We start from the raw sequence: 25,396 nt of genomic DNA on the forward strand, positions 1-25,396 counted from the left end.
CTGATGAGTTGAATTAACTAACAGCAAGGGGTAACAGCCATGAAAGTAAACGTCTTCAAACGAGGGTTACTGAGGTCCCGCTTTTTAAGATTAATAATGGTTACTGCTGGGTTGACAGCCCTTCTAGGACTACAAACACCAGTCAGCCTATTGAGCTCTGCCATAGCAATCACTGCATCAGATGATATCTCCCTGAGTCAGCATGGGCAAGCACCGTTCTATTTAACCAGTGCTCAACAACTTTTACAGCAAGGTAGAGAACATTATAGAGCCGAACAATTTACCCAGGCTGCCAATCTGTGGTTAGAAGCAGAGAAGCGCTTTTCCATCCAGCGTGATGGACTGAATCAGGTATTGGCTCTCAACAATTTAGCCCTCGCCTATCGTCAACTAGGTCAATGGTCAGAGGCTGAAAGTGCTATAGGCAAAAGTCTTGAAATACTTCAGAATATAAACCCTCTAACGACTGAAGGATTAAGACTCTATGGTCAAGCCTTAAATACTCAAGGTAGCCTGTACTTAACTCAGGGACATACACAAAAAGCATTGGAAATCTGGGAACAGACAGCTGATATTTATACGCAAGCTAACTATTCCGAAGGTGTAGTCAAAAGTTTACTGAACCAAACCCATGCCTTACGCAGGCTAGGCTTTCTACTAGAGTCCCGTAGTCGTTTGTCACAAGTAGAGGCACTTATAGAGGCACAAGACAATATCTCACTAAAAGTAGCTCTTACTCGAACTGTAGGAGATCATCAGCGTTTGCTGGGAGAATTTAAAGCATCTCAGGCTTCACTAGATAAGAGCCTACAGCTAGCTGAGGAATTTGCTGTAGATAAAGAATTAGCAGCCACTCAATTGAGTGTTGGCAATACTCTACATGTCAGGGCGCAACAACAGGAAACCTTTGCTCGCCGTACTCGAAATAAGACAGATCAGGCAAAGGCTGACATCTTATATCAACAGGCATTGGATTCCTATGCAGCGATTTCTGTTCAAGCTCCTTTACTGGTTCAAACTCAAGCTCTGTTAAATCAGTTTGATATTTCTTTGCATCGTAAGGGGTGGTCAAGGGCAAACTCTATACAAACATCGTTACTATCAAAACTTGACGCTCTACCCTCAGGTCGCACATCTGCTTTTATTCATATGAGGCTGGCACGCTTACTAATGGATAAATGCACAAACGCCTGCCTTGCAGAGATAACTATTCCTCAACAACAGATCTATTCTTTGCTTTGGAAAGCAAAGCAACAGGCTGAAGCCATCAGAGATCCAGTGGCCGTATCTTATGCGCTGGGATATCTAGGCCATCTTTATGAAATAGAAGAACAGTATGTAGATGCGCAAAAACTAACTGAGGCTGCCCTGAAGCAAGGACACCATCAGCCCAGTCTTATTTATCAATGGGAATGGCAGTTAGGACGCATTGAGAACAAGCTAGAGTTTACGCGAGAACGAGTACTCTCTCACTATGATGTAGCTTTTCAAAAGGTGCAGGCAGTGCGTAACGATTTATTGTATGTAGGGCCAGACATACAATTTTATTTTCGAGATCGCATCGAACCTCTATACCGAGAATATATCAGCCTCCTTCTACCCAAAGAAGAGATCGCGATTTCAGACAATACAGCTCAACTGCTCCGAGCACAAACCGTCATTGATGATTTGCGCGTAGCCGAGTTAGAAAGCTTCCTGGCCTGCGGACTCATTGCACCTGATGACAATATTCAACGCACGACTATTCAGGATGTGGCAAATACAGATAAAACCACAGCAATTATTTACCCAATTATTTTGCCAGATGAACCTGGAGGAGACCGCATTGAAGTTCTCCTTCAATTACCAGACAAGGCTCCAGACCAGACCATCCAAAGATATTCTCCGAAAGTCAGCCAGACCGGTTTATCGCATACACAAAATACTGACAGTCCTGAGCAGCGGTCTTCTAAGGTAAAAGCAAAACTAGAACAGTTTCGCCATGAGCTTGAGAGAACATACAATTATGTGCTTTCTCAACCTGGGCAACGGCTGGCTAACGAAATTTATGATTGGTTAATTCGCCCGGCTGAAGAACAAGGCTGGCTAGAATCCATAGACACCCTAGTCTTTGTTCTAGATGGAGCATTTCGTAATGTGCCCATGGCAGCGTTGTATGATCAACAAACAAAACAATTTTTGATTGAGAAATATGCGATCGCAGTCACCTTTGGTGATTTAGCCATTCCCCAAGCCCCTCCCGCACAATCTTTCAGTATTTTCACAGGGGGCCTATCTTCTGCAAGTTCATTACCCATAGCCCCAGAGCAAAGCATCACCTCAAACTCCAATGCGCCCGAGTCTACAATGTATTTCCACGCACTGGCCTTTGTAGAAGATGAACTAGAAGCCATTCAAAACATCATGGGCGAGACAGAAAACCTGCTCAACTTAGAATTCAAGAAGAGCAGTGTACAAACCAAAATGCGCTCATCTACTCACAATATTATTCATTTCGCCACCCATGGCGTATTTGGCTTTACCCGAGACGACACTTATTTATTGGTGGCAGCATCAGAGCAACCCACAGAAAACAGAGCAGAGCAGAAAGGTCAGGCTATTGAAGTAGAAAAAATGGACCTTAATGACTTTGACCGTTTGCTTAGAACTCGCAACCAAACACCACTTGAGTTACTGGTTCTTAGTGCATGCGAAACAGCTACAGGTGATAGTCGGGAGGTATTGGGTATTGCAGGCCTTGCAGTACAATCAGGCGCTCGCAGCACTGTGGCCTCTCTATGGAGTATTAATGATTTCTCTACAGCTGAGTTAATTAAGGATTTTTACGAACAGTTAGTTAACCCAGGTATTTCTAAGGCAAAAGCTCTACAGCAGGCACAGGTAAACCTCATTAGACAGAATATAAGACCCTCTTATTGGGCTCCCTATCTATTAGTAGGAGACTGGCGTTAGAGAGCATTTCAAGGCGAATACCCACTCTAACGCCACAAGCAAGGACTACAAAGAAGACTTACGCCGATTTAATCGATTACGTCTTGGAGCAAACATAAACAGTAGCAAGACATAAACTAATACACTCACACCAAAATAGGGGGCAAGACTATCCTGCTCAATCTCGTTCGTAATTACAGGCGCTTCCACCTGAGCTATGCTAACGTATGTTTCCATGGCTAATACAAGCCTCCACCATTGTCTAAGGGAGCATCAAGGCATTAACTCACTGGCAAAGGGGGGAGATCTGAACCACTTCAAGACCCACTCACTTAAATCACACACCCCTCTCAATCTTGCATCAGAAATCTCTGAAATCTAACAAGATCTTACTTTTATATACCGCTATCTATTCACACCATAAATCACCCATGCAAGTGTTTTTATATTTGCCATATTGCTTAATGTTTCGAAGACATACTTCAAGAGATTAGCAGAGGATGTTAATTATTGCTCTCTGTACTAAACTTCGGACAAATCTCACGGCTCAATCGTTTCACCCCCAATGTTCAGACCTAAGAACAACATCTGTCAACGGTAAAAACACGCTATTTCCTTTTCTTTCGATCAGAATTAGTAGGCTAGTCGTTTTTATTTTTGTGCTAGCTATTTCCTCTAGGTTTACTAATAGCCAACTCACGAAAAGAACTCTCTTGCAAAATTTTCCATACAGATGCTTGTTGAGCTTTTGCTAACTCCTGAACCTGATACCAGTGACTATCTTGATAGTCGTCTTTTCAAAAATACTTATCCAAAATACTTATCCCACCAGGGATTAACTCGCGCCAAGCATGCTATGTCATCCGAAATTCCACACCCTTGATGCTCAATCACCTGCTGAGACCAAAGTTGCGCGTCAAAGATAGGTACGTACACATCCTCCATTTCATTCCCCAAGATTGAGAAATTGATGTATCCTTGCGGGGACAATTGGCAATATGCCTGGATAGAACGCTTTACAGGGTCACATGGCACAAATTTTTATCTCAGCAGGCCACGGTGGATTTGAAAATGGAGTCCGCGATTCTGGAGCAAAAGTCGAGGGTATTACGGAAGCCCAGGAAATGATCCGCATTCGGGATCTAATTGTCCCGGAGTTGCGAGCACGTGGACTCGCAGTCCTTTCCGTCCCCGACGACCTCAGCCTACAAGAAAGCATCCGCTGGATAAATGCCCGCAACCGTCCCGGTGATGTTGCGTTAGAAATACATGTGGGAGCCTTTCAAAATAAGAACGTCCGGGGAGCAACTGCTTATTACATTGCAGGCAACAAAGCTCGGGCGGAAAATGCCCGGGTTGTGTTGGTAGCCATGCTGCGCCGGGTACCGACGTTAACTGGCCCAGGAGGTCCAGGCGTTAGACCAGACACCGAGGCTGGTATGGGTCGCTTGGCCTTTTGTCGACAGGTAGAACCGCCATCCCTTTTACTAGAACTGGGCTACATAACCAATGATCGCGATCGCGGCATTATCCTCAGTCGCCGCCGCGAAATTGCCATTGGCTTAGCGGATGGTCTGGCAGCCTGGAGTCGTGAGATTAGTGGCACCCAGCCGACAGCACCCACACCTGCGCCCCAGTTTCCCATCATCAATATCACCATTAATGGCGGTCAGTATGACGAGAAAGGCGTCTTAGTCAGCGGTAACTCCTATGTGCCGATTGATGTCGCAGACCGACTTGGGCTTAATCTGGCCAGTAATGATGACATCCGCAAAGTACGGTATGGCAATGTGGTGTACGTCAAAGCCGTTGATTTAAGAGACTTTAGCATCTCCATCGGCTGGGATGCTGCTAGCCGTACCGTGCAACTCAAGTCTCAGTCGGCCCTTACCATCTGCCCAGGCCTCATTGATCAAATCATGGGCCACGGCAACGCCTCTGAAATCAGCCTGATGATGTTCTTGAAGAACAATAACGAACAAGCACTTCGAGACTTCCCGGATTTGCATAAAATTTATCGTCAAGAAGGAATAATTGAGGGTGTGAATTATGACATCGCCTTCTGTCAGATGTGTGTAGAAACCTCTTTTCTACGATTTGGCGGGAATGTGAAAGCCTCGCAAAATAATTTTGCAGGAATTGGCGGCCTGGGAGGGGATGCAGCAGGGGCATCCTTCCCCAGTGCACGTATTGGCGTGAGGGCTCACATTCAACACCTCAAAGCCTATGGCAGTAAAGAACCCCTGGTGCAGGAACAGGTAGATCCCCGTTTCAAATTTGTCAGTCGGGGCAGTGCCGTACTCGTGGGTCAGCTCAGCGGTCGTTGGGCTGCTGATCCAAACTATGGTGAGAAAATTCTCAACATGGTGAGACGACTTTATGAGTCTGCAAAGCTACTATAACTTCGCAAAAGTAGCCCCAGATAGATGTTCCTCAAACTGGTATTATTCATGGCTAATGCCCATCGGCAAACTGTCATATGCCAACTGGCACACATCCCTGTAGAGATTATTCTGAGAACACCGAACTGCCGCCAAAATAGCGCTGTTTACAGCCTTTAAGCGGTCATTGTGTAGGTTTTTCTTAGACATTGGGGTTGGCAGACTACCTTTTATGGTTATGATTTGTCACCCAGCATCTGCTTAGGTTTTAAATACTGCGTATTACCGGGCACCCTTAGAACTGGTCTACTGATATCTGCCTCAATTCCTGACTATCTGCCATGCTTAATACCTCTTCTTGGCCTCTTAAACTTTTTTTAGCCCTTGGCCGTCATAGCTGGTGGGGTGCCCTCCTGTGGTTCCTCTGGGTTATTCCTGCCCATGCTACCGAGCTGAGAATTGCTATCCGCAACAGTGCTAATCAAGTCCAGATTGGCGCGTCTACAACAGGTGTTATTCGCGACAACCGAGGACAGGCAATTCTTCAGCTACCTGAGTTACAGTCCATCAGCGTCGATACAAACGGTGGACGATTGGAACTTACTGATGGCTATAGCGACTTTGGTCAAGCCAACACCTTTTGGTTAGAGCCCTCCAACGATGGAGTGGTCTGGATTGGCGACCGTTGGTATAGAGGTAGAGTTAAGCTAATACCCAGTAATGGTGGGGTAACGGCGATTAATTATGTCGATATCGACGATTATCTCTACAGCGTTGTTGGTAGTGAAATGCCTGCGAGCTGGCCCCAGGAAGCATTGCGATCGCAAGCCGTGGCGGCTCGCTCCTATGCCATGTATCACAAGAGCAAAGCTAACGGTCAATCCTATGATCTAAAAAGCACTCAAGCGTCCCAAGTGTATAAAGGATTAGACGGTGAAGCAGCCTCTACCCAGTCTGCCGTAGATGCCACCCATGGCAAGGTACTTACCCATGGCGGCAAAGTGATTGAAGCCGTGTTTCATTCGTCATCCGGCGGCCACACCGAAAATTCAGAACATGTATGGTCTCAAGCTGTGCCTTATCTGAAGGGGGTGCCTGACTTTGATCAAAATGCGCCTGTTTACAGCTGGCGAGCACAGTTTTCGTTGGAAGAAGTTGGCGCACGCATCGGCTACCCTGGCATCATCCAGGCTGTGGAAGTTCTGAGTCGCAGCCCCCAAGGTCGGGCCAATCGCATGAGCATCATTGGTGATGCTGGCGCATTAACCATTACGGGCAATACATTCCGTCAAAAGTTGGGTCTACGTAGCACTAAGTTTGATCTGGCCGTCAGTCCCACCAGCATTTCAGTGGCGGGCAATGGGTTTGGTCACGGCATTGGCATGAGCCAGTGGGGAGCCCGAGGCATGGCTGAACGGGGTCAGCAATACCGTGATATTCTCACGCATTTTTATAATGGAACTCGCCTAGGGTCGCTATAGGGAACCAAAAGTATCCATAGAGCAACCCCAATCACGACGCATTCACCTTCCAGATGAGCAGATCGTGACTTAGGCGAGCAATCTATTACAGCTTAGTGCCACACTCAGAACAGAATCGATGACTCACTTTGTTGTCACTGCCACAACTATGACAATGAACAAATTCTACTGGGCGCTTAGTTGCAGGCTCCGCTAAACCAATCATCTGAGAGTTGTTCTTGCCAGGTGGAACCATAGGATAACAGTTCTCATCACGGCGGACCCACACGTCCAAGAGTACTGGACCGTCATGGGCAAGCATATCAACGATGGCCTGATCAAGTTGATCAGGCGATTGCACAACAATCCCTTTTACACCAAAGGCGGCGGCCAACTTCTCAAAGTCAGGCATACCCACTTCCATATTGGAAGAGGCATAGCGCTCACCATAGAAGCCCTGTTGCCACTGACGTACCATCCCTTGCCAGCCGTTGTTAATAATGACGGTTTTAACCTTGATATTGTATTGAGCCAGGGTCGCTAGCTCTTGCAAATTCATCTGGAAGCTGGCATCACCACTAATGCAAATGACCTGCTCATCCCCTACACCGATTTGCACACCCAATGCTGCTGGCATACCGTAACCCATGGTGCCCAGACCCGCACTAGAGATCCATTTACGCGGACCATTCTGAAGAAACTGAGCTGCCCACATCTGATGCTGACCGACATCAGTGGTGTAGTAGGCATCAGGGGCATAACGACCCACTTGAGCAATCACGTGCTGTGGAGCAAGCTGATCGCTATACGTAGGAACTTTGAGGGGATAATCCGTTTTCCATTCATCAATGCGGGCACGCCAAGCACCTGTTTGGTCTGGGTTGGCGGGTTTGTCCAGACGAGCCAACAACTCAGTCAAAACATTTCTGACATCGCCCACAATCGGCACATCAGGCACACGACACTTACCGACCTCAGCGGGGTCAATATCGACATGAACGACTTTAGCGTGCTGTGCAAACTGCTCCAGGTTGCTCGCTACTCGGTCATCAAAGCGGGCACCAATGGCCAGCAAAAGGTCGCACTCACTCACGGCAAAGTTGGCATAGGCTGTACCATGCATCCCTAGCATGCCAACAGATAGAGGATGTCGCTCATCAAAAGCCCCCTTACCCATCAGCGTGGTGGTAACAGGAATCTGAAAATGTTCGGCTAGCTGAGCAATTTCTGCATGGGCCCCGGAAATAACAGCCCCACCACCGACGTAGAGCAAAGGCTTTTGAGCGCTGCGCAGCAGTGCGATCGCATTAACAATCTGCCGGGGATTCCCTCGTGTCGTGGGCTTATACCCTGGAATTGCAATGGAGCGTGGTGCCACTGGAGCATAGTCAAATTCTTCTAAGCCAACATCCTTAGGCACATCGATCAGCACTGGACCAGGACGACCAGACTGAGCAATGTAAAACGCCTCAGCCACGATATTTGCCATCTGTCGCGGATCGCGGACCACATAGGAGTGCTTAACGATGGGCAGCGTGATACCAAAAATATCGGTTTCCTGAAACGCATCACTACCGATTGCTTTGCGAGTTACCTGCCCAGTGATAGCAACCATTGGCACCGAATCCATCTGGGCCGTTGCAATTCCTGTGACCAGGTTGGTCGCCCCAGGTCCCGAAGTGGCAATACACACACCCACCTGTCCTGTCGCCCGAGCATACCCATCCGCCGCATGGGATGCAGCCTGTTCATGACGCACCAGAATATGCTGAATATCACCTCTCTCTTCTGCTTTATAAAGTTCGTCATAAACCGGCAGAATTGCCCCACCGGGATAGCCAAACACGTGACGCACGCCATGGCGCACCAGGCTATCGATTAGAGCAAAGGCACCGGTCGCTCGCTGAATGACGGGTTTTGCTTTAATGGAAGGCTTAACAGACGTTGAAGTCATAATTTTCGAAGGGCAGTCAGAAGTGCGTCAGCTACGGGAATGCTATCTAGGCATAATTGCTGATGGTTGTCTATTTTACAATCCCAATTCCAAGGAGTTAGACAAATTTCATAGAAAAACGATTTTCTAGCCTCAGGTCAGAAGACTCAAGCAAACAAACAATCGGGCTCTGAGCAGGTTCTGAGATAGTAAATAGAGGAGCACGGCATCACCATCTGCCGCCCTAAATAGCATGGATTCAAGGTTCCCCAATCATTCGTAAGTTAATTCATCTCAGGACAAAATTACGTCAACACCTGATAACAAAATCAAGTTCACCTTAATCCAAGGACAAAACAGAACAGATGAACTCAAGCGCGGTCATCGGCTGACTCCGTGCATTTATAGCCCCCATTCCCGTAGTGGAATCAGGTGACTGCCAGAGTGTTAGGTGCTCAACCGCCGGATCTGAATAGAAGTAGCCCTGACTCTCAATCGCTGCAGGAAAGTATGTAGTGCGATGGGTCCAATGGTCATGACTCATACGATAAATTTCCAGGTCCCCCAGGAGCGGCATGCCCCATCCATCGATTGCAATTAATCGACTGCTTCCCCCCATCTTTGTCCAGGTCATTAACATTGGGTAAGCGGCAACCACCCCAGCACTAAATGCAATCACCTGTAACAAGCGATCGCGGCGCGGCGCTTGTGGTGAATTGAGCAGCCAGGGCAACGTTCCGGGGGCCGCCCAAATTGGCATCACCCATAACCGCTCTGGCGTAATTACCCTCAACAAAGATTGCAGGAAGTCATAGGTTAAATCGGCGGAATGATAACCAGAACAAATCAACAACTGCATCGTCACAACATGATTCGCCCGAATTGAAACAAAATGATCGCAAGGTAAAAAAACATTGCAACAGCTGTTAACTATAGTTTATTTATCAGTGTCTTCAAGTTTATTTTCCAGACAAATATTTAGTCTTTATTAAAGATGACGCACCCTTGATTCATGGTGGGAAAAAATAACATTAGCTAAAGGCGGGGATCAAAGATTTAACAGCGATCCCCGCCTTTGAATTGAAGTCAGAGACAAGTCTCATATCATCTTATTCAAGCCACTTTTGGGTATGGTTTCTCAACAGACTTACATAGTGGAAATCACGGTTGAAATGACAGAGTTTTGACTATTACATAAACTCCATAGCCATGCCCTTGGCAACCTACCCACAATCCAGAATCGGAGATCCTCACGATGGCCAACACTCTCATTAACATCGCGCTACCCGTCGTCAACGAAATTATCGATGATGTTTTAGCAACTGGCTCTTCAGCATCCTATCGAGATACCTTTACGAGTTCTGATGCTCGCGACCGGCTAGCCACGTTTGTGCTGAGTCGTTTGCCCGCTCGTTATATGACTATTGCTGAAGAATGTTCCTTAGAACTACCGCGTAACTGCTACTCTGCGGAGCAACATCGCCAAATTCGTCAGCTGGTGTACCAGGGCATTCAAAAATTACTCACGCGTCCCATTTCATCCACACCGGACACCTTAATACCCTCAACCTGGTTCGGCTAATAATAACCAGTAGTTTGAGCATCAGCTTAACAAATAGTATTGTTCCAAACCCCCTATGGACGTTCGGTTCTACCCCATAGTCATAGGGGGAATCTTGCCAGTAGTCTCTAAATAGACATGTTGTCAGACGTGTTGTCCATATCAGCTATCGTCGGCTGATGTGTGGTACGACAACTATATGCATCTAGAGGCCCATGGTGGAGAAGTTTTTACCCACAATTAGTAGTCTGGTGGCCTTGGGAGAATTAGGGGCTGAGCCAATGGCTTGGGAAGGTCTCAACTCAGACAGTGCCAGGGAGACTGACCACCAGAATCAAGCAGAGCGGGCTGAAATGGAGTGGCAGGGAGCAATTACATCCCTCGGACATCTTTTAAAAGAGACGCTACCCCACGGTGCTGAAAAAAGCACTAAATCTAAAAAATCGGCAAAACCACGCCAAAGTAATCGACAAACACCAGCAGGCATCCTCTTAAGTGGGCCATTCCCGGTTCTAGATGCACCAAAGCTTACGGTGCAGTTGTCTAATTGGGTGTTTATTCCCCCACCGTTAGATCAGCTATCCCAAGCATTTTCTCAATTAATGCCAGCTGATGATACACCGCCCGTTAATACAGCCGCTGCTCGTATTTTGCCGTTAATTGACGGAGACCCTCTAGCCGGCGAGCGGTTTTGTTTGTTGCTGACCGAGCGTTTTAGCGTCGTACTGGTGCTGGGCCGTGATGCTGATAATGACCTACGGTTTCAGTTTTCATTTACTCCTGAGGTTATTAATCAGGTCTGGCGATTATTGCGATCGCGCATCTACTTGACCACACCAAAACAGCTAGCCTTCCTGAATCCACTGGTTGAAAAATTTGTCCCCACAGAGCCAGATTACCGAATTGTCAGCCAGTTTAGCCGCTGGATGCTGTCTTCCCTACCAGTCCCCAAACCTAACCCAGTGATCGAACGCATTGTTGCGGTGCCAGGTGAACCTGGCAAAAGCCATGAATCCCACGGATTGGATACCGAATTGCTCCAGGCCATGGCCCATGAAATTCGGACACCATTGACGACAATTCGCACCTTGACCCGTTCCCTAATCCGCCGCAAAGATCTAGTCGAAAAAGCGAAGCAGCGACTACAGCAAATCGACAATGCCTGCACCCAGCAAATTGACCGCTTTAATCTCATCTTCAAAGCTGTCGAGTTAGAAGCAGCAACCCACAAAAGCCACCGTTCATCTTTAACAGCCACTGCGCTCAGTGAAATTATCCAATCCGCCATTCCTCAATGGGAACAAGCCGCCACTCGCCGTAACCTGTCCCTTGAAGTCAAACTCCCCAAAGACTTACCCATGGTAGCCAGTGATCCCATCTTGCTGCAGCAAGTGCTCACGGGCTTGGTAGAACTTTTTACCCATACAGTGGCTCCCAAAGGCCAAATTCAGCTGCACGTTATGGCTGCCGGTGATCAGCTCAAACTTGAATTTCAGGCTGAGGTTAGCTCGATCTGCGATAAAAACCGTCCCACCCTGAAGTCGCTTGGAAAACTACTGATGTTTCAACCTGATACAGGGGGACTCAGTCTCAATTTACAAACCACCAAGGCCCTCTTCACAGCCTTAGGCGCTAAGCTCACAGTACGAGAACGAACCAACCAGGGTGTCACTTGGATGGTTTTCCTACCCATCGAAACGGCACACTACCCCATTGTGTAGCGCTGCTAAGAACTGATATTAGAAAGGCAGCTTTTTTTTGCTTTCCCGGCTGCTTTCAAAGTCCATTTCCTTGAGCTTTTTAAGAATGCGGTTAAAGTATTCACCCATGTACTCTTCCACAGTGGTCGTTTCCGACTTATCCAAGCCAAACGTGCTATAAACTTCATCCATCTCAGCATCTAAGGGCTCACTGCCGGCACTGACCTCAGCAAATGCTAAACGATCAGCAAACTGCCATCCCCATTGGAAAAAGTTTGCAAAGCTGCGGACACCACGCAATAGGCCCAACGACATGGTTGAGACCTTCGCGTCTTCACCAGAAAGACGTTCACAGAGTCTTACTAGCTCATAGGCTCCCCAAGCTCGAGTGCCAGCCAGGGGAAAGGAACGCTTACCAGTCTCAGGTAGCTGCAATGACCGTACAGCAAACCGAGCAATATCTTGGGTATTCATATAAGCGATGGGAGCTGCTTCGCCCATGACCCAAATGGCCTGCTTTTCTAAAAGCGGAATCGCATATTGCCCTACGAGGCCCTGCAAGAAACCACAGGGTCTCAGAATTGTGTAATTTATCCCCGATTCTTCTAAGAACTTTTCCGTACAGTGCTTAATGTCCATTAAAGGGACATGGGGGTATTTCTCACAATTAAGAATCGAAATGAATACATACCGCTCTACCTTGGCATCCACAGCGGCCTTGATTAAGTTAACTTTGCCGTCCCAGTCCACATCGTAGGCAGAATCCTGAGGGCGGGACGTTGCTGCATCAATCACAGCAGTCACGTCGTCAAAACATGGTGGCAATGACTTAGGGCCACAGAGATTCGCTTGGACCAACTGGGCTCCCCATTCTCGAAGAAATGCGGCTTTCTGGAAGTTACGCACCAGGCACTTAACGTCAAACCCTTCATCTAAGGCATTGCGAACAATCTGACGACCCAGCGTGCCCGTTGCACCAACCACCAATATGCTCATGGAGGACTCTACACAAAACTTAACGCTTTACTCAGCTTAACAGACGCCGCTTCGTTCGAAAACCTAGGTTTGAGTTAAAAAAACAGCGGAGCTTCACCAAATGGCTAGTTTCGCTGCTTTTTTAATAAACTAGGCAATTTGAATGAGCCTTAATCTGAATCCATCAAAGATTAAAATCAGCACCCACAAAAAGCACCAATCAAGCTGTGAAAATCCAAACGATTACTCTTCAGCACCTTGAAGCTTCAGCATTAGAAACCCAACACCAAGCCCCACCATGACAATGACAGACATTGTGACCGCAACCGAAAAAATTTCTCCGCCCATAGTGCCTAATTATCCTCCTGCGTATGTCTCTAATAATTAGAGACGGCATAGCTTAAATTCTTTGGTTACATTCTAAAGCAGTTTGGGCATCTAACTCTAGCAAGGTCTATACCGTTCTGCTTAAAGAGCAGGACTAAACCCACCCCATTCCCCATGGTTAGGTTCAAGGGGCTCACTCGATTTCTCAAAGCCTGAGATGATTGCTAAACGCCTCAGGGATTGAGCTCCTAAATAGAATTCTCCGTTGATTTGCCAGGTGGGATACGCGTTGATACCCACTGCATTGCAGAGGTCTACTTGCGGATTAACCCCACGCAGATCGCATTCAACATATGGAATTGACAGGGCAGCGTCGCCAAAGATTTGCTTTTGCCTGGCACAGTGCGGGCACCAGTAAGCTCCATACATTTTTGCCCCCGTGTTTGACAGGTAATCAGCTAACTGAAATTCATAGCTGGGGGCAATGAGCTGGCCGATGGAGAAATCCTGGCAGCTTGCGATCGCAACCACTATCGTTACCCCCCACAAAACCATCCAAAAACCCCTACCGAACATGACGTTTATCCCCTCATAACGACCATTACCTTACATGAGCACAACCCTTGGCACTAGAAGAAATGGCTAAAATTTTCCAAAATCGCAGGTGATGATTTCCAGGGCGGGTTACCGCACACGATTCTTAAGGAAACTGGCACAATAGAACCAACTTTTAGCCACTAAACTAGCTCCCCAACAAAGTCTAGTACAGGCCTTACGAGAGTCCTTTAGGGCTGTTATTGTCTCAGAGCATGACCTTATGACGCCTTTTGATCTACCCAAGCCCTTCAGCCATCGAATAATTCGATGGCTGATTACTTGCTGTTCAGCAATACTGCTTTTTCTGGCAGGCATCCAACCAGCAGCAGCTCTGACTCAACCAGCAGCTGAAACAACTTCACTATCGAGCGAAAGCTTTGTTGCCGCAGCTGTGCGACGCGTTGGTGAAGCAGTTGTGCGCATCGACACCGAACGCACAATCACCCGCAACGTACCCGATTTACTCTACGACGATCCCCTTTTTAGGGGATTCTTTGGCCCTGATACATTCCAGCGAATTCCCCAGCAGGAACGTCTCAGTGGTCAGGGTTCTGGCTTCATCGTAGATAGCAAGGGCTATATTCTCACCAATGCTCACGTTGTCAACCAAGCAGACCGCGTTACGGTCACCCTCAAAGATGGCCGACATTTTGATGGCACGGTCGAAGGATCAGACGAACTAACTGACTTAGCCGTCATCAAAATCAATACAGACAGTAAAACCTTACCAGTAGCCTCCTTAGGGGACTCTGACACAATCGATGTCGGGGATTGGGCCATTGCCGTAGGCAATCCACTGGGATTAGACAATACCGTCACCCTGGGGATTGTCAGCACGCTGAAACGATCAAGTGCCACTGTTGGTATTCCCGACAAACGACTTGATTTTATTCAGACAGATGCCGCCATTAACCCAGGTAACTCTGGTGGCCCCCTCCTCAATAGCCAGGGCGAAGTCATCGGTATCAACACCGCAATTCGAGCAGATGCCATGGGTATTGGTTTTGCTATTCCTATCAACAAAGCAAAATCTATTCAAGACCAGCTAGCCCATGGTGAGCGCATTGCTCATCCTTATCTGGGCATTCAAATTGCTGATCTAACTCCAGAAATGGCAAAACGCAACAATGATGATCCCAATGCCAGCATGATCATTCCAGAAATTAGCGGAGTCTTAGTTATCCGTGTTCTTCCTGAAACACCAGCTGCTGAAGCTGGGTTACGCCGTGGAGACGTGATAACGCAAATTGATGAGCAGCATTTTCAAACAGCTAATCAGCTACAGTCCTATGTTGACCAAGCCCAAATTGGGCAGCAATTAAACCTAAGCCTACATCGTGGAGAACAGACGCAGACAATCACAATCAAAGCCGCAGCACTAGATCTAGACGCATAATACAAATCCGAATTCATTCAACCCGATTGAAAGGGCAATCCTGTAGGGACACTCCAGTAGGGATTAGTTCTCTTCCATACTGGGCGCTATCAGTCAGCATTCCGCATAAGGTCAAATCCCAAAGTAGTAATCTGAGCCAATAAGAATAAAGGGGCTAAGGAAATTCCTTAGCCCCTTTTACTTAGATGTTTATTTTTCTAGAGGATTAGCTAGACTTGCAATCCTAAATAATCTAAGGAGCGGCCGTTTGATCATCAATCAAAGCATTATCATCCAAAAACGGAGATGGAGGCGTTGGAGTTGTCTCAGCAGGTCCGGGTCCCGATGCATTTGCTCCAGGAGTATTACCACTTGGAGTACCGCCCAACATATCGTCGGTAAACATGTTAAGGCCACCTTCACGATCATAGGCACGAGCGGTGCGATCGTCTAAGACCATATCTTGTAAAGCCATATCATCCGATAGAAAAGCCTTATCGAAAGAAGGATCTATCTCAGGAGTTGAACGCTCTTCATAGGCATTAAATCCTGTACCAGCAGGGATTAGGCGACCAATAATCACGTTCTCCTTCAGACCACGTAGCCAATCAGACTTGCCTTCAATAGCCGCTTCAGTCAACACACGAGTTGTTTCTTGGAAACTTGCTGCTGAAATAAAGCTATCGGTATTTAGCGAAGCCTTAGTAATGCCCAACAATACAGGAGTGTATTCCGCCGGAGCCCCCCCTGTAATCGACATCGCTTCATTCACCTGTTCTAGCTGACGAATCTCAACGAGCTCGCCAGGTAGCATTGTGGTATCACCACCGTCTTCCACACGGGCCTTAGAAGTCATCTGGCGTACGATCACCTCAATGTGCTTATCAGCAATATCAATCCCCTGGGATTGATACACCGACTGTACTTCATTCACCAAGAAAGTCTGTACTTTTTGCAGGCTGATCATGGCAGCCTCATGTACGCCTTTAGTCTCACGATGATATTTGAAGAAGAACTCCAAAATCTGGTGAGGATTCAGAGGTCCATCTGTCAGTGGTTCAGCCAAAGTGACCTCTTGACCATCGGAGACAATCATAGGCTGCCCCGGAGTAATTGGATACTCAGTCACCACACCATCATCTTCAATGATCTTCACCTCTACCGTTTCATCATCGCCATAAACAACCTGAGCACTACCCGGTCGCTCCGCTAAGACACAAGCTTCTTTAGGCTTACGAGCCTCAAGCAGCTCTTCAATCCGAGGTAAACCTTGAATGATATCCCCAGTCTTGGCACGTTCAAAGATCAACAACACCAAATTATCGCCCCGCTGAACGAGATCACCATCCTCAATGTGCAGTACCGCACCTGTTGATACACGATAAGGACGCGCAATCCGTAGAACAACACTGTCGCCATTAATCGCTACAACCTGACCAGAGTCTTCAGAGATAACCCCCTCAGCTAATGGAAAACCATCAACCAACAAATCTCCTTCCTTCACAGTTGGCGATTTGCCATCCATAGCAATTGTTACCAGGTCACTATCACGCACGACTAGGATACGGCGAACAGATTCCACATCTTGACGAATACCACGAACCTCTCCAGCTTCCTTAGACTGGATTTCGGTACGTGCCACAACAGCACCAGGTTCTATCTCCTGGCCTTCCTCAACAAGCAAGCGCGTCTGAGTACTACCCTGGGTTTGGTCAGCAGCAATATCACGACGGATGACTAGAGTCTCTAGAATCACTAGCTGAAGGCGCTGAATCTCTGGATCATGCTGATCGGGCACCAGCTCAATATCAGCTGTCAGTTGTGACGACTCATTGTCCACATTCAGAACTAGCTGAGTCCGCAGTAACTCAACACCATCAACCGACTTCACACGCTCGCCATCCTTAAAGAAGAGACGTTGAATCGCAGTGATGCCAATAGAATTATCTTCACTATCACTCACAGCATGTTGCGTCGGCACATCAGGCACATCAGGCACATCAAATTCCTGCACCGGGCGCAATAACAGCGCAGCTCCTTCAGGGGTTTCTACATACTCAACAAATCGAAGAGCTTCTGCCGTTACTCCAGGAATCACTTCCTCACCAGCACTAACCAGCACCCCATCCTTACCACTAGCAGCATCTGGGCTATCCACCATGTGAATATCCCCTGGCTTAATCACAATCTCCCGTAGAATGTCATTCTTTTGGGTGACTTCAACCACACCGCTAATTTGACAGAAGATATCCTTAACAACTTCAGTACCAGCTTCAATGAACTGGCCATCCTCAACCATTAGTAGGGAGATATCTTTATTGACCTCATGGGCTTCTTCTGGGATCCAAAGGAGAGTTCCACCTTTGGTAACTTCGTACCCTTGCTTGCCCTTACTCTTCTTAGCAATTTCTACACCTGAGAACTTGATGATGCCACCGCTCTGAGTGTGGTAAGTATCATCAACGAGTTCTGCAATCACCTGACCACCAGTGACTTTGGCACCCGGTGTAGCAATTAAGGAGTAACGTACTCCCTGATCGGTTTGTAGAAAATAATGCTCACGTCCTTGACCGCTCTCAACCGTGACTTCCGTGGTGTCCAGCATCACCGAAGCAGTAATAATCTCAACCTCACGGCTACCTTTACTATCAGAACGATCAGGCAAGCGAACCACCCCACCCCGCTCAGTGACAATTTTGGTTTCAGCCAAAATGCCGTTGGAATCAATCATGTCACCATTTTTAACCGTAGGCTCCGCACCAGGAGGTAAGTTATAAACTTCACCCGAGAGCACCCACAACAACCCACCACGTTGGGCCAACTTAGTGATGTTGCCTTGACGGTCTTTTTTCTCTTCCTGCACTAAACCAGCAAATAGCACTTCACCCGACATATCGGAGGTTACGTCTTTACTCGCTTTCTCAGTTACTTTACGGACTCGCCCAGTGGTAGGTAATTCTGCAATCAAGTCACCCTTTGCAAGAACAGTCCCATCAACAACAAATACAATGGAACCCTGTGGTAAAGCAACCGCGCGTGTCTTACCGTTCTCCATAACGATTTTGGCGTCGGTATTCGCCTCCATCACAAGAGCGTCTTCACCATGACGAGTTCGATAGGGACGGCTACGAAGGCTCGAAGGCATTTGGAACTGACCAGCTACCTTTGCTCGAACTTGGGGTGCTAGTTCTCCGGTAAATGTACCACCGGTATGGAAGGTACGCATAGTCAGCTGAGTACCCGGCTCACCAATAGATTGAGCCGCAATAATACCGACAGCTTCGCCTAAATCCACCATATGCGAATGGGCCAAGCTCCAACCATAACAATGCTGGCAAACAGAACGGGCTGCCTCACAGGTCAGAGCAGAACGAACTCTAACTTGTTTAATCCCAGAATCGTCTACAGCCTTAGCCATGATTGCGTCCATAGGCTGATTGCGAGGAACGATGACTTCACCAGTTTTAGGGTGAACGGCATCGTCAGCCAGAATTCTTCCTAACAGCTTGTCCTCAAGAGAAATTAACACCCGCTCACCGTCTGTCATGGCACTTAGGGGAATGCCCCGATCCGTACCACAATCAATTTCACGAATAATGACATCCTGTGAAACGTCTACCAGACGACGGGTCAAATAACCTGAGTCAGCTGTACGTAGTGCAGTGTCCACAAGGCCTTTCCGGGCACCATAGGAAGAAATAATGTACTCAGTAACCGTCAGTCCTTCGCGGAAGTTAGTCTTAATCGGCAAGTCAATAATTTCACCCTGGGGATTTGCCATCAAACCGCGCATTCCCACCAGCTGACGTACCTGGGAGATATTACCGCGAGCCCCAGAGAACGCCATCATGTAAACCGAGTTGAGCGGATTATTCTCCTTAAAGTTACGGACTACTTCATCCTTTAACTCTTCACTAGTTTCGTTCCAGGTATCAATTACCTTCTGAAAACGTTCTACCTCAGTAATTTCGCCCCGAGTATAGCGCTCTTCAGTGTCGCGAATTTCCTGCTCCGCTGCATCCAGCAATTTTCGCTTACTCGGGGGAACCTGCAAGTCGTCAACACTGATAGAAACCCCCGCACGGGTAGCGTACTTAAAACCAAGGGACTTGATTTCATCAGCCATTGCAGCTGTACGAGCCGTGCCGTAGTTATCAAATGACCAGGAAATCAGGTTTTTAAGCTGCTTCTTGTCAATAATACGGTTGCGAAAAATGATGGAGTTGGCTTGTTCGTTACCTTGATCTGCCATGGGGTCTCTCTGCCTCAACGTGGTACTGGCTAACTGGATAAAAAACTAAAAAATTTAACTGGCAAGGGCCGCATGGACAGCATGGTTGTAAATAATGCGCCCAGGGGTCGTATAGATATGTTGAGATAGGAGATTGCCGTCCCCATCTTCGCGAACACGACGATGGGCATAACACTTAGTCACAAAGCCATCTCCGTTATCAATCACCTCAACCGGGTCGCCGTCGTGTTCCACGGGACCATCAAATCGCAGCCACACCCAAGCGTGGAGATCTACCATGCCTTGTTCGTAGGCAACAATGGCGTCTTCCATACTGGCGAAATGTGAGTCAGCTCCCTTTTGCTCATAGGGATTTTCCGCAGTGAGATAGTAGCAACCCAGCACCATATCCTGACTAGGCGTAATAATGGGTCGCCCTGTGGCTGGGGAAAGAACGTTATTAGATGCCAACATCAGCAGCCGCGCCTCAGACTGCGCTTCCAGTGATAGTGGTACGTGCACCGCCATCTGGTCACCATCGAAGTCAGCATTAAATGCCGGACACACAAGCGGGTGCAGTTGTAAAGCTCGTCCCTCTACCAACATTGGTTCAAATGCCTGAATACCAAGACGGTGTAGAGTTGGCGCTCGGTTAAGCATAACCGGATGATTTTCAATGACTTCCTCCAACACACCCCAAATACTCGGGTCATTGCGCTGAATCAGTTTTTTAGCGGCTTTAATGTTATTCACCAAACCTTGACGAATCAAACGATGAATCACAAAAGGCTGGAAAAGCTCAATAGCCATCTCACGCGGCAGGCCACATTGGTGAATTTTTAGATTGGGGCCAACCACAATTACGGAACGACCAGAGTAGTCAACTCGCTTACCTAACAGGTTCTGACGGAAACGTCCTTGTTTACCCTCAATAATGTCTGAGAGAGACTTAAGAGGTCGATTATTAGCGCCAACTACTGTTCGGCCACGACGACCATTATCAATCAGAGCATCTACGGCTTCCTGAAGCATCCGCTTTTCATTACGGACAATAATCTCAGGTGCCAAAATCTCTTGCAGTCGTGCCAAGCGATTATTCCGATTGATCACACGACGATAGAGGTCGTTGAGGTCCGATGTTGCAAATCGACCACCATCTAGCTGTACCATCGGACGGAGGTCAGGGGGGATGACGGGAATAACATCCAACACCATCCAATCTGGACGAGATCCGGTTGCAATAAAGTTGTCAATCACACGTAGACGTTTGATCAACTTCGCCCGCTTTTGACCTTTAGAGTTATCAATATTTTCCCGCAACTGCTCAGCAACAGCTTCAAGCTCCAAATCTTGTAGCAGACGCTGAAGAGCTTCAGCTCCAATGCCAACCTCAATACCAGACAGATCAGACTCTTCATCGTAAAGCTGATCTTCAATTTCAATCCACTGATCTTCAGTCAGGAGCTGTTTGTAGCTTAAGCTGTCAGCATTACCTGGATCTAAAACAACGTAGGCGTTGAAATACACAATTTGCTCAACATCTCTAAGAGGCATGTCGAGCAAAATTGCAATATAGCTAGGAATACCTTTGAGATACCAAACATGCGCTACGGGAGCAGCCAGTTTGATATAGCCCATACGATGACGACGCACACGTGACTCCGTCACTTCTACACCGCAACGCTCGCAAACGATTCCGCGATGACGGACGCGCTTATATTTACCACAATGGCATTCCCAATCCTTAGCAGGCCCAAAAATGCGTTCACAGAACAGCCCGTCCATTTCAGGCTTTAAAGTTCTGTAGTTAATGGTTTCTGGCTTGGTTACTTCCCCTACAACCGTGCCATTGGGAAGCGTACGTTCACCCCATTGACGAATACGGTCAGGCGAAGCCAGGCCGATTTTGACATAGTCAAAGCGCTGTTCTAGTTTTGGCATTCTCTTGATTCCTTGTACGCGGCCTACACATCAGGACATAGTTTCTGTTGACAAATCGAGGGACAGTTGTTTACAAAAGGTTGCTTCGCCTCGATTCTAAAGTGATGACATAAGCGTTCAGGTCTTTTCTAGCTACTTTGCATAGAGCTAAAAACAGACGGCTAAACGCTTATGCTCATTCACAGAGTTAAAGGGGCGGCTCCTCAATGGCAGGGGTAGGAGTCGCAGCTGGTGCAGCCGCAGGGGGAGCCTCAGGAGATGCTTCATCTCGAGAAATAGACTCATAGGTGGGCCGCGATGGTGAACGTCGATTAAGAGAATCTGACATTAAGTCAACCTCTACATCACGACTGGTGCCATCTTCTTGGGTTTCTAGTTTATGCACCGCGATGTCTAAGCAGAGGGACTGTAGCTCACGCATCAATACCTTGAAGGATTCAGGCGTACCGGGTCGAGGAATTGCCTTGCCTTTAACAATGGCATTAAGGGCTTCATTACGTCCCTGCATATCATCGGATTTGACAGTTAGCAGTTCCTGCAAAGTATAGGCAGCACCGAAGGCTTCGAGTGCCCATACCTCCATCTCTCCAAAGCGCTGACCACCTTGCTGAGCTTTACCACCCAAGGGCTGCTGAGTAACCAGCGAGTAAGGACCTGTAGAACGAGCGTGAATCTTATCGTCTACTAGGTGAACCAGCTTCAGCATGTAGGGTTTACCAACTGTCACCGGACGGTCAAAGGCTTCCCCAGTACGGCCATCGTAAAGCTGGATTTTACCTGGATCTTCAGGATTAAACACCCAGCTATTACCCGTGTTATCACGAGCATCCTGGAGCTTGCCATGGGTAGTTTCCATGGACGCTTCACTGCCATACATCTCATCAAAAGGCGTAATCTTGAAGCGTGCATTGAGATTCTCTCCGGCCCAGCCCAGCAAACATTCAAAGACCTGGCCTACATTCATACGAGACGGTACACCCAGAGGATTGAGTACGATATCAATCGGAGTACCATCCGGGAGATAGGGCATATCTTCAATGGGCAAAATCCGAGAAATAATACCTTTGTTACCGTGGCGACCAGCCATCTTATCGCCTACCTGGATTTTGCGCTTTTGGGCCACATAAACCCGCACCACCATATTGGCACCCGGAGGAAGCTCATCACCTTGCTCACGGGTGAAGACACGCACATCGACCACACGACCTTTTTCACCATTGGGTACACGTAGAGAATTATCCCTAACGTCCCGAGCTTTTTCACCAAAGATTGCCCGCAGCAGTTTTTCTTCTGGGGGCTGATCAGATTCACCCTTGGGTGTAACTTTACCCACCAAGATGTCGCCTGAGGTAACCCAGGCTCCAATGCGGATAATGCCGGTCTCATCTAGTTGACGCAGAGCATCTTCTCCAACATTAGGAATTTCGCGAGTGATTTCTTCAGGCCCTAGCTTGGTTTGACGCGCCTCAATCTCAAACTTCTCAATGTGAATAGAGGTGTAGAGGTCGTCGTACACTAAACGCTCGCTCAGCAGAATTGCGTCTTCGTAGTTGTAGCCCTCCCAAGGCATATAGGAAACTAAGACATTCTGCCCCAGGGCAATTTCACCCCCTTCAGTGGCTGAACCATCTGCTAGCACCTGGCCTGCAACCACCTTGTCTCCAGAGAAAACTAAGGGGCGTTGATTCAAACAAGTGTCTTGGTTAGAGCGCTGATACTTCTGGAGTTCTTGGGCATATTGCTTACCATCAGCATCAGTAACCACTACTTTCTTGGCATCAAGGAAAGTAACTTCACCATCAACCGGGCTGACGACTACCATCCCTGAGTCACGAGCGGCCTGAGCTTCCAGACCTGTACCTACTAAAGGACGTTCGGGACGCAGCAGGGGAACAGCCTGGCGTTGCATATTTGATCCCATGAGAGCACGGTTCGCATCATCGTGCTCAAGGAAAGGAATTAGTGAAGTAGCCACCGAGATAATTTGAACCGGTGAGACGGCTACGTAATCTACTTCAGAGGCTGACGTACTGATGAAGTCTTGACGGTAACGAACAGGGACAGATTCACCCAAGATGTTGCCATCGATATCGATGGGGATATCCCCTGGCGCTACACGGAAATCATCTTCCTCATCAGCTGTCATATAAACTGACGGCTGATCTTTACGAATACGACCATCTTCTACCGGGAAAAATGGCGTTTCGATAAAGCCAAAATCATTGACGCGCGCATGGGTTGCCAGGGAACCAATCAATCCAGCATTAGGACCTTCAGGCGTCTCAATTGGGCAAATACGACCGTGGTGCGAGGGGTGAATGTCGCGAACAGCAAAACCAGCACGCTCACGGGTTAAACCACCAGGACCAAGGGCACTAATGCGGCGCTTGTGAGTTAACTCAGCCAAAGGATTAGTTTGATCCATAAACTGAGACAGCTGACTGGAACCAAAGAATTCCTTGATGGCAGCGACTAAAGGCTTAGGATTAACCAGAGACGCAGGCGTTAGGGAATCAGCATCTGAGACAGTCATCCGCTCACGGATAATGCGCTCCAAACGGTTTAGACCGACACGCACCTGGTTTTGTAAAAGCTCACCCACGGAACGAACACGACGGTTACCCAAGTGGTCGATATCGTCAATAATGCCGATGTCAAACTCTAAGTTAATGAGGTAATCAATAGCCGCTAAGACATCTTGAGGTGTCAATACGCGAACGGCATCTGGCACATTCAGGCGCAGCTTACGGTTAAGCTTATGACGCCCAACTTTACCCAAGTCATAACGCTTGGGATCAAAGAAGCGCGAATGTAGTAACTGCTGACCACCAGATACTGTGGGAGGCTCGCCAGGACGAAGCTTACGATATAGCTCTAATAGTGCCTCTTCTTCACTAAATTGACCTTCCTTCTCAATGGTCTTTTGGAAGTATTCAGGATGACGTAAGGAGTCAAAAATCTCGCCATCACTTAGGCCTAGAGCCTTAAAGAGGACTTGAGCAGAGAGCTTACGGGTTTTATCAATGCGGACCCAAACTAGATCGTTCTTATCAGTTTCAAACTTAAGCCAAGCACCTCGGTTGGGAATCAGGTTCGCATTGTAAGTACGGCGACCGTGCTTATCAGTTTCGGCTTTGTAGTAAACACCAGGACTACGGACAATCTGATTTACGATCACACGCTCAGCACCATTGATAATGAAGGTGCCGCGATCGGTCATCAGTGGCAGGTCACCAATGAATACCTCTTGCTCCTTAATTTCCCCAGTTTCCTTATTAATGAGGCGCGTTGGGACGTACATTTGTACTGAATAAGTGCTATCCCGACGCTTAGCCTCATCAACCATATATTTAGGGCTTTTGAGCTTATAATCCTTACCAAGGAAATGCAGCTCCAACTTCCCCGTATAGTCAGTAATCGGCGAAAAACTCTCAAGTTCTTCAATTAGACCTTCTTGCAAAAACCAGCGAAAACTAGAGCGCTGAATCTCAACTAGGTCAGGTAATACAAAGGAGGATTGGGAAATGGTTAGGTCAGTCATTCGTCTCCTCAAGCAGGTCGGGCCTAAATAAATGGGGTATAAAAGTGAGAGAGTGAGATATAAGAGGGTTTAGTTAAATCGAAACCAGTAATGCTAAGCGACAAACAAAAGAATGACTACACTCCCTTGTAGGGCAATGCAGTCGGGCTAATATTTTTCGGGGTTTTGCTAGCATCCGATAGCTGAAATAGGTGCAATGGGCATTTTTGAAGCAACCGTTGGGCACCAGCGTTATGAATAGGATAAGTGTAAAAAGCTGAGCCAGTCGGCTATAGTAAGGCTAACGTACAGCCGAGGTAGTATATCACAAATCAGCAGTGAAATTTAATATTCTTGTCGCTTTGTATTTTTATTTAGCGATGAATCACCACAGAGACAGTGTTTTACTAAACTTCGCTCACAAATTAAGCACCTGTTTTTTACATACCTACATCATTTATTAA

15 protein-coding genes are annotated in these 25,396 nt (G+C 47.5%); 6 read left to right on the top strand and 9 right to left on the bottom strand.

What is annotated here, in order from left to right; translation table 11 throughout:
• Window positions 1-96: 96 nt before the first annotated feature.
• Window positions 97-2,952, top strand: a complete 2,856-nt coding sequence (locus SPB21_RS21905; protein ID WP_499867724.1) for a CHAT domain-containing protein — start codon at window positions 97-99, stop codon at window positions 2,950-2,952.
• A 45-nt stretch (window positions 2,953-2,997) separates the two neighbouring features.
• On the opposite strand, the gene SPB21_RS21910 is transcribed toward SPB21_RS21905, so the two are convergent.
• Window positions 2,998-3,168, bottom strand: a complete 171-nt coding sequence (locus tag SPB21_RS21910) for a hypothetical protein (RefSeq protein ID WP_163666591.1) — start codon at window positions 3,166-3,168, stop codon at window positions 2,998-3,000.
• Window positions 3,169-3,959: 791 nt separating this feature from the next.
• Here SPB21_RS21910 and tftA point away from each other — a divergent pair.
• Both tftA and SPB21_RS21920 read left to right on the top strand, forming a co-directional pair.
• Window positions 3,960-5,333 (top strand): hormogonium tapered terminus morphoprotein TftA, encoded by a 1,374-nt coding sequence (tftA, locus tag SPB21_RS21915; RefSeq protein ID WP_163666590.1) that lies wholly within the window; start codon window positions 3,960-3,962, stop codon window positions 5,331-5,333.
• Window positions 5,334-5,653: 320 nt separating this feature from the next.
• The gene (locus SPB21_RS21920) at window positions 5,654-6,793 is read left to right on the top strand and encodes a SpoIID/LytB domain-containing protein (protein ID WP_163703333.1); all 1,140 of its coding nucleotides are present in this window, start codon (window positions 5,654-5,656) and stop codon (window positions 6,791-6,793) included.
• An 85-nt stretch (window positions 6,794-6,878) separates the two neighbouring features.
• On the opposite strand, the gene ilvB is transcribed toward SPB21_RS21920, so the two are convergent.
• A complete protein-coding gene (gene ilvB, locus SPB21_RS21925) occupies window positions 6,879-8,726 on the bottom strand; it encodes a biosynthetic-type acetolactate synthase large subunit (RefSeq protein ID WP_163703334.1) in 1,848 nt (615 codons plus the stop codon).
• A gap of 319 nt (window positions 8,727-9,045) precedes the next feature.
• Complete coding sequence (locus tag SPB21_RS21930; RefSeq protein WP_163666583.1) at window positions 9,046-9,564, bottom strand: hypothetical protein; 519 nt, start codon at window positions 9,562-9,564, stop codon at window positions 9,046-9,048.
• A gap of 396 nt (window positions 9,565-9,960) precedes the next feature.
• On the opposite strand from SPB21_RS21930, the gene SPB21_RS21935 reads away from it, so the two are divergent.
• The gene (locus tag SPB21_RS21935) at window positions 9,961-10,287 is read left to right on the top strand and encodes a late competence development ComFB family protein (RefSeq protein WP_163703335.1); all 327 of its coding nucleotides are present in this window, start codon (window positions 9,961-9,963) and stop codon (window positions 10,285-10,287) included.
• A 194-nt stretch (window positions 10,288-10,481) separates the two neighbouring features.
• Entirely contained in the window at window positions 10,482-11,987 is a 1,506-nt protein-coding gene (locus SPB21_RS21940) for a sensor histidine kinase (RefSeq protein WP_499867725.1), read from the top strand.
• Window positions 11,988-12,005: 18 nt separating this feature from the next.
• Here SPB21_RS21940 and SPB21_RS21945 read toward each other — a convergent pair whose 3' ends face one another.
• The 3 genes from SPB21_RS21945 to SPB21_RS21955 all read right to left on the bottom strand — a co-directional run bounded on the left by SPB21_RS21945 (window position 12,006) and on the right by SPB21_RS21955 (window position 13,823).
• The gene (locus SPB21_RS21945; protein WP_163666577.1) at window positions 12,006-12,962 is read right to left on the bottom strand and encodes an SDR family oxidoreductase; all 957 of its coding nucleotides are present in this window, start codon (window positions 12,960-12,962) and stop codon (window positions 12,006-12,008) included.
• A gap of 222 nt (window positions 12,963-13,184) precedes the next feature.
• Entirely contained in the window at window positions 13,185-13,289 is a 105-nt protein-coding gene (petM, locus tag SPB21_RS21950) for a cytochrome b6-f complex subunit PetM (protein ID WP_006516600.1), read from the bottom strand.
• Window positions 13,290-13,409: 120 nt separating this feature from the next.
• Window positions 13,410-13,823, bottom strand: coding sequence for a glutaredoxin family protein (locus SPB21_RS21955; protein WP_499867726.1), 414 nt, complete (start codon window positions 13,821-13,823; stop codon window positions 13,410-13,412).
• A 262-nt stretch (window positions 13,824-14,085) separates the two neighbouring features.
• On the opposite strand from SPB21_RS21955, the gene SPB21_RS21960 reads away from it, so the two are divergent.
• Window positions 14,086-15,261, top strand: coding sequence for an HhoA/HhoB/HtrA family serine endopeptidase (locus SPB21_RS21960; protein ID WP_163666573.1), 1,176 nt, complete (start codon window positions 14,086-14,088; stop codon window positions 15,259-15,261).
• 232 nt (window positions 15,262-15,493) lie between these two features.
• On the opposite strand, the gene SPB21_RS21965 is transcribed toward SPB21_RS21960, so the two are convergent.
• The 3 genes from SPB21_RS21965 to rpoB all read right to left on the bottom strand — a co-directional run bounded on the left by SPB21_RS21965 (window position 15,494) and on the right by rpoB (window position 24,953).
• The gene (locus SPB21_RS21965) at window positions 15,494-19,492 is read right to left on the bottom strand and encodes a DNA-directed RNA polymerase subunit beta' (RefSeq protein ID WP_499867727.1); all 3,999 of its coding nucleotides are present in this window, start codon (window positions 19,490-19,492) and stop codon (window positions 15,494-15,496) included.
• Between the two features lie 54 nt (window positions 19,493-19,546).
• Complete coding sequence (locus SPB21_RS21970) at window positions 19,547-21,412, bottom strand: DNA-directed RNA polymerase subunit gamma (protein WP_499867728.1); 1,866 nt, start codon at window positions 21,410-21,412, stop codon at window positions 19,547-19,549.
• Between the two features lie 187 nt (window positions 21,413-21,599).
• The gene (gene rpoB, locus SPB21_RS21975; RefSeq protein ID WP_163666567.1) at window positions 21,600-24,953 is read right to left on the bottom strand and encodes a DNA-directed RNA polymerase subunit beta; all 3,354 of its coding nucleotides are present in this window, start codon (window positions 24,951-24,953) and stop codon (window positions 21,600-21,602) included.
• Window positions 24,954-25,396 lie beyond the last annotated feature (443 nt).

Source organism: Leptothoe sp. ISB3NOV94-8A, from assembly GCF_043421595.1.
Taxonomy (GTDB): Bacteria; Cyanobacteriota; Cyanobacteriia; order Phormidesmidales; family Phormidesmidaceae; genus Leptothoe; species Leptothoe turfae.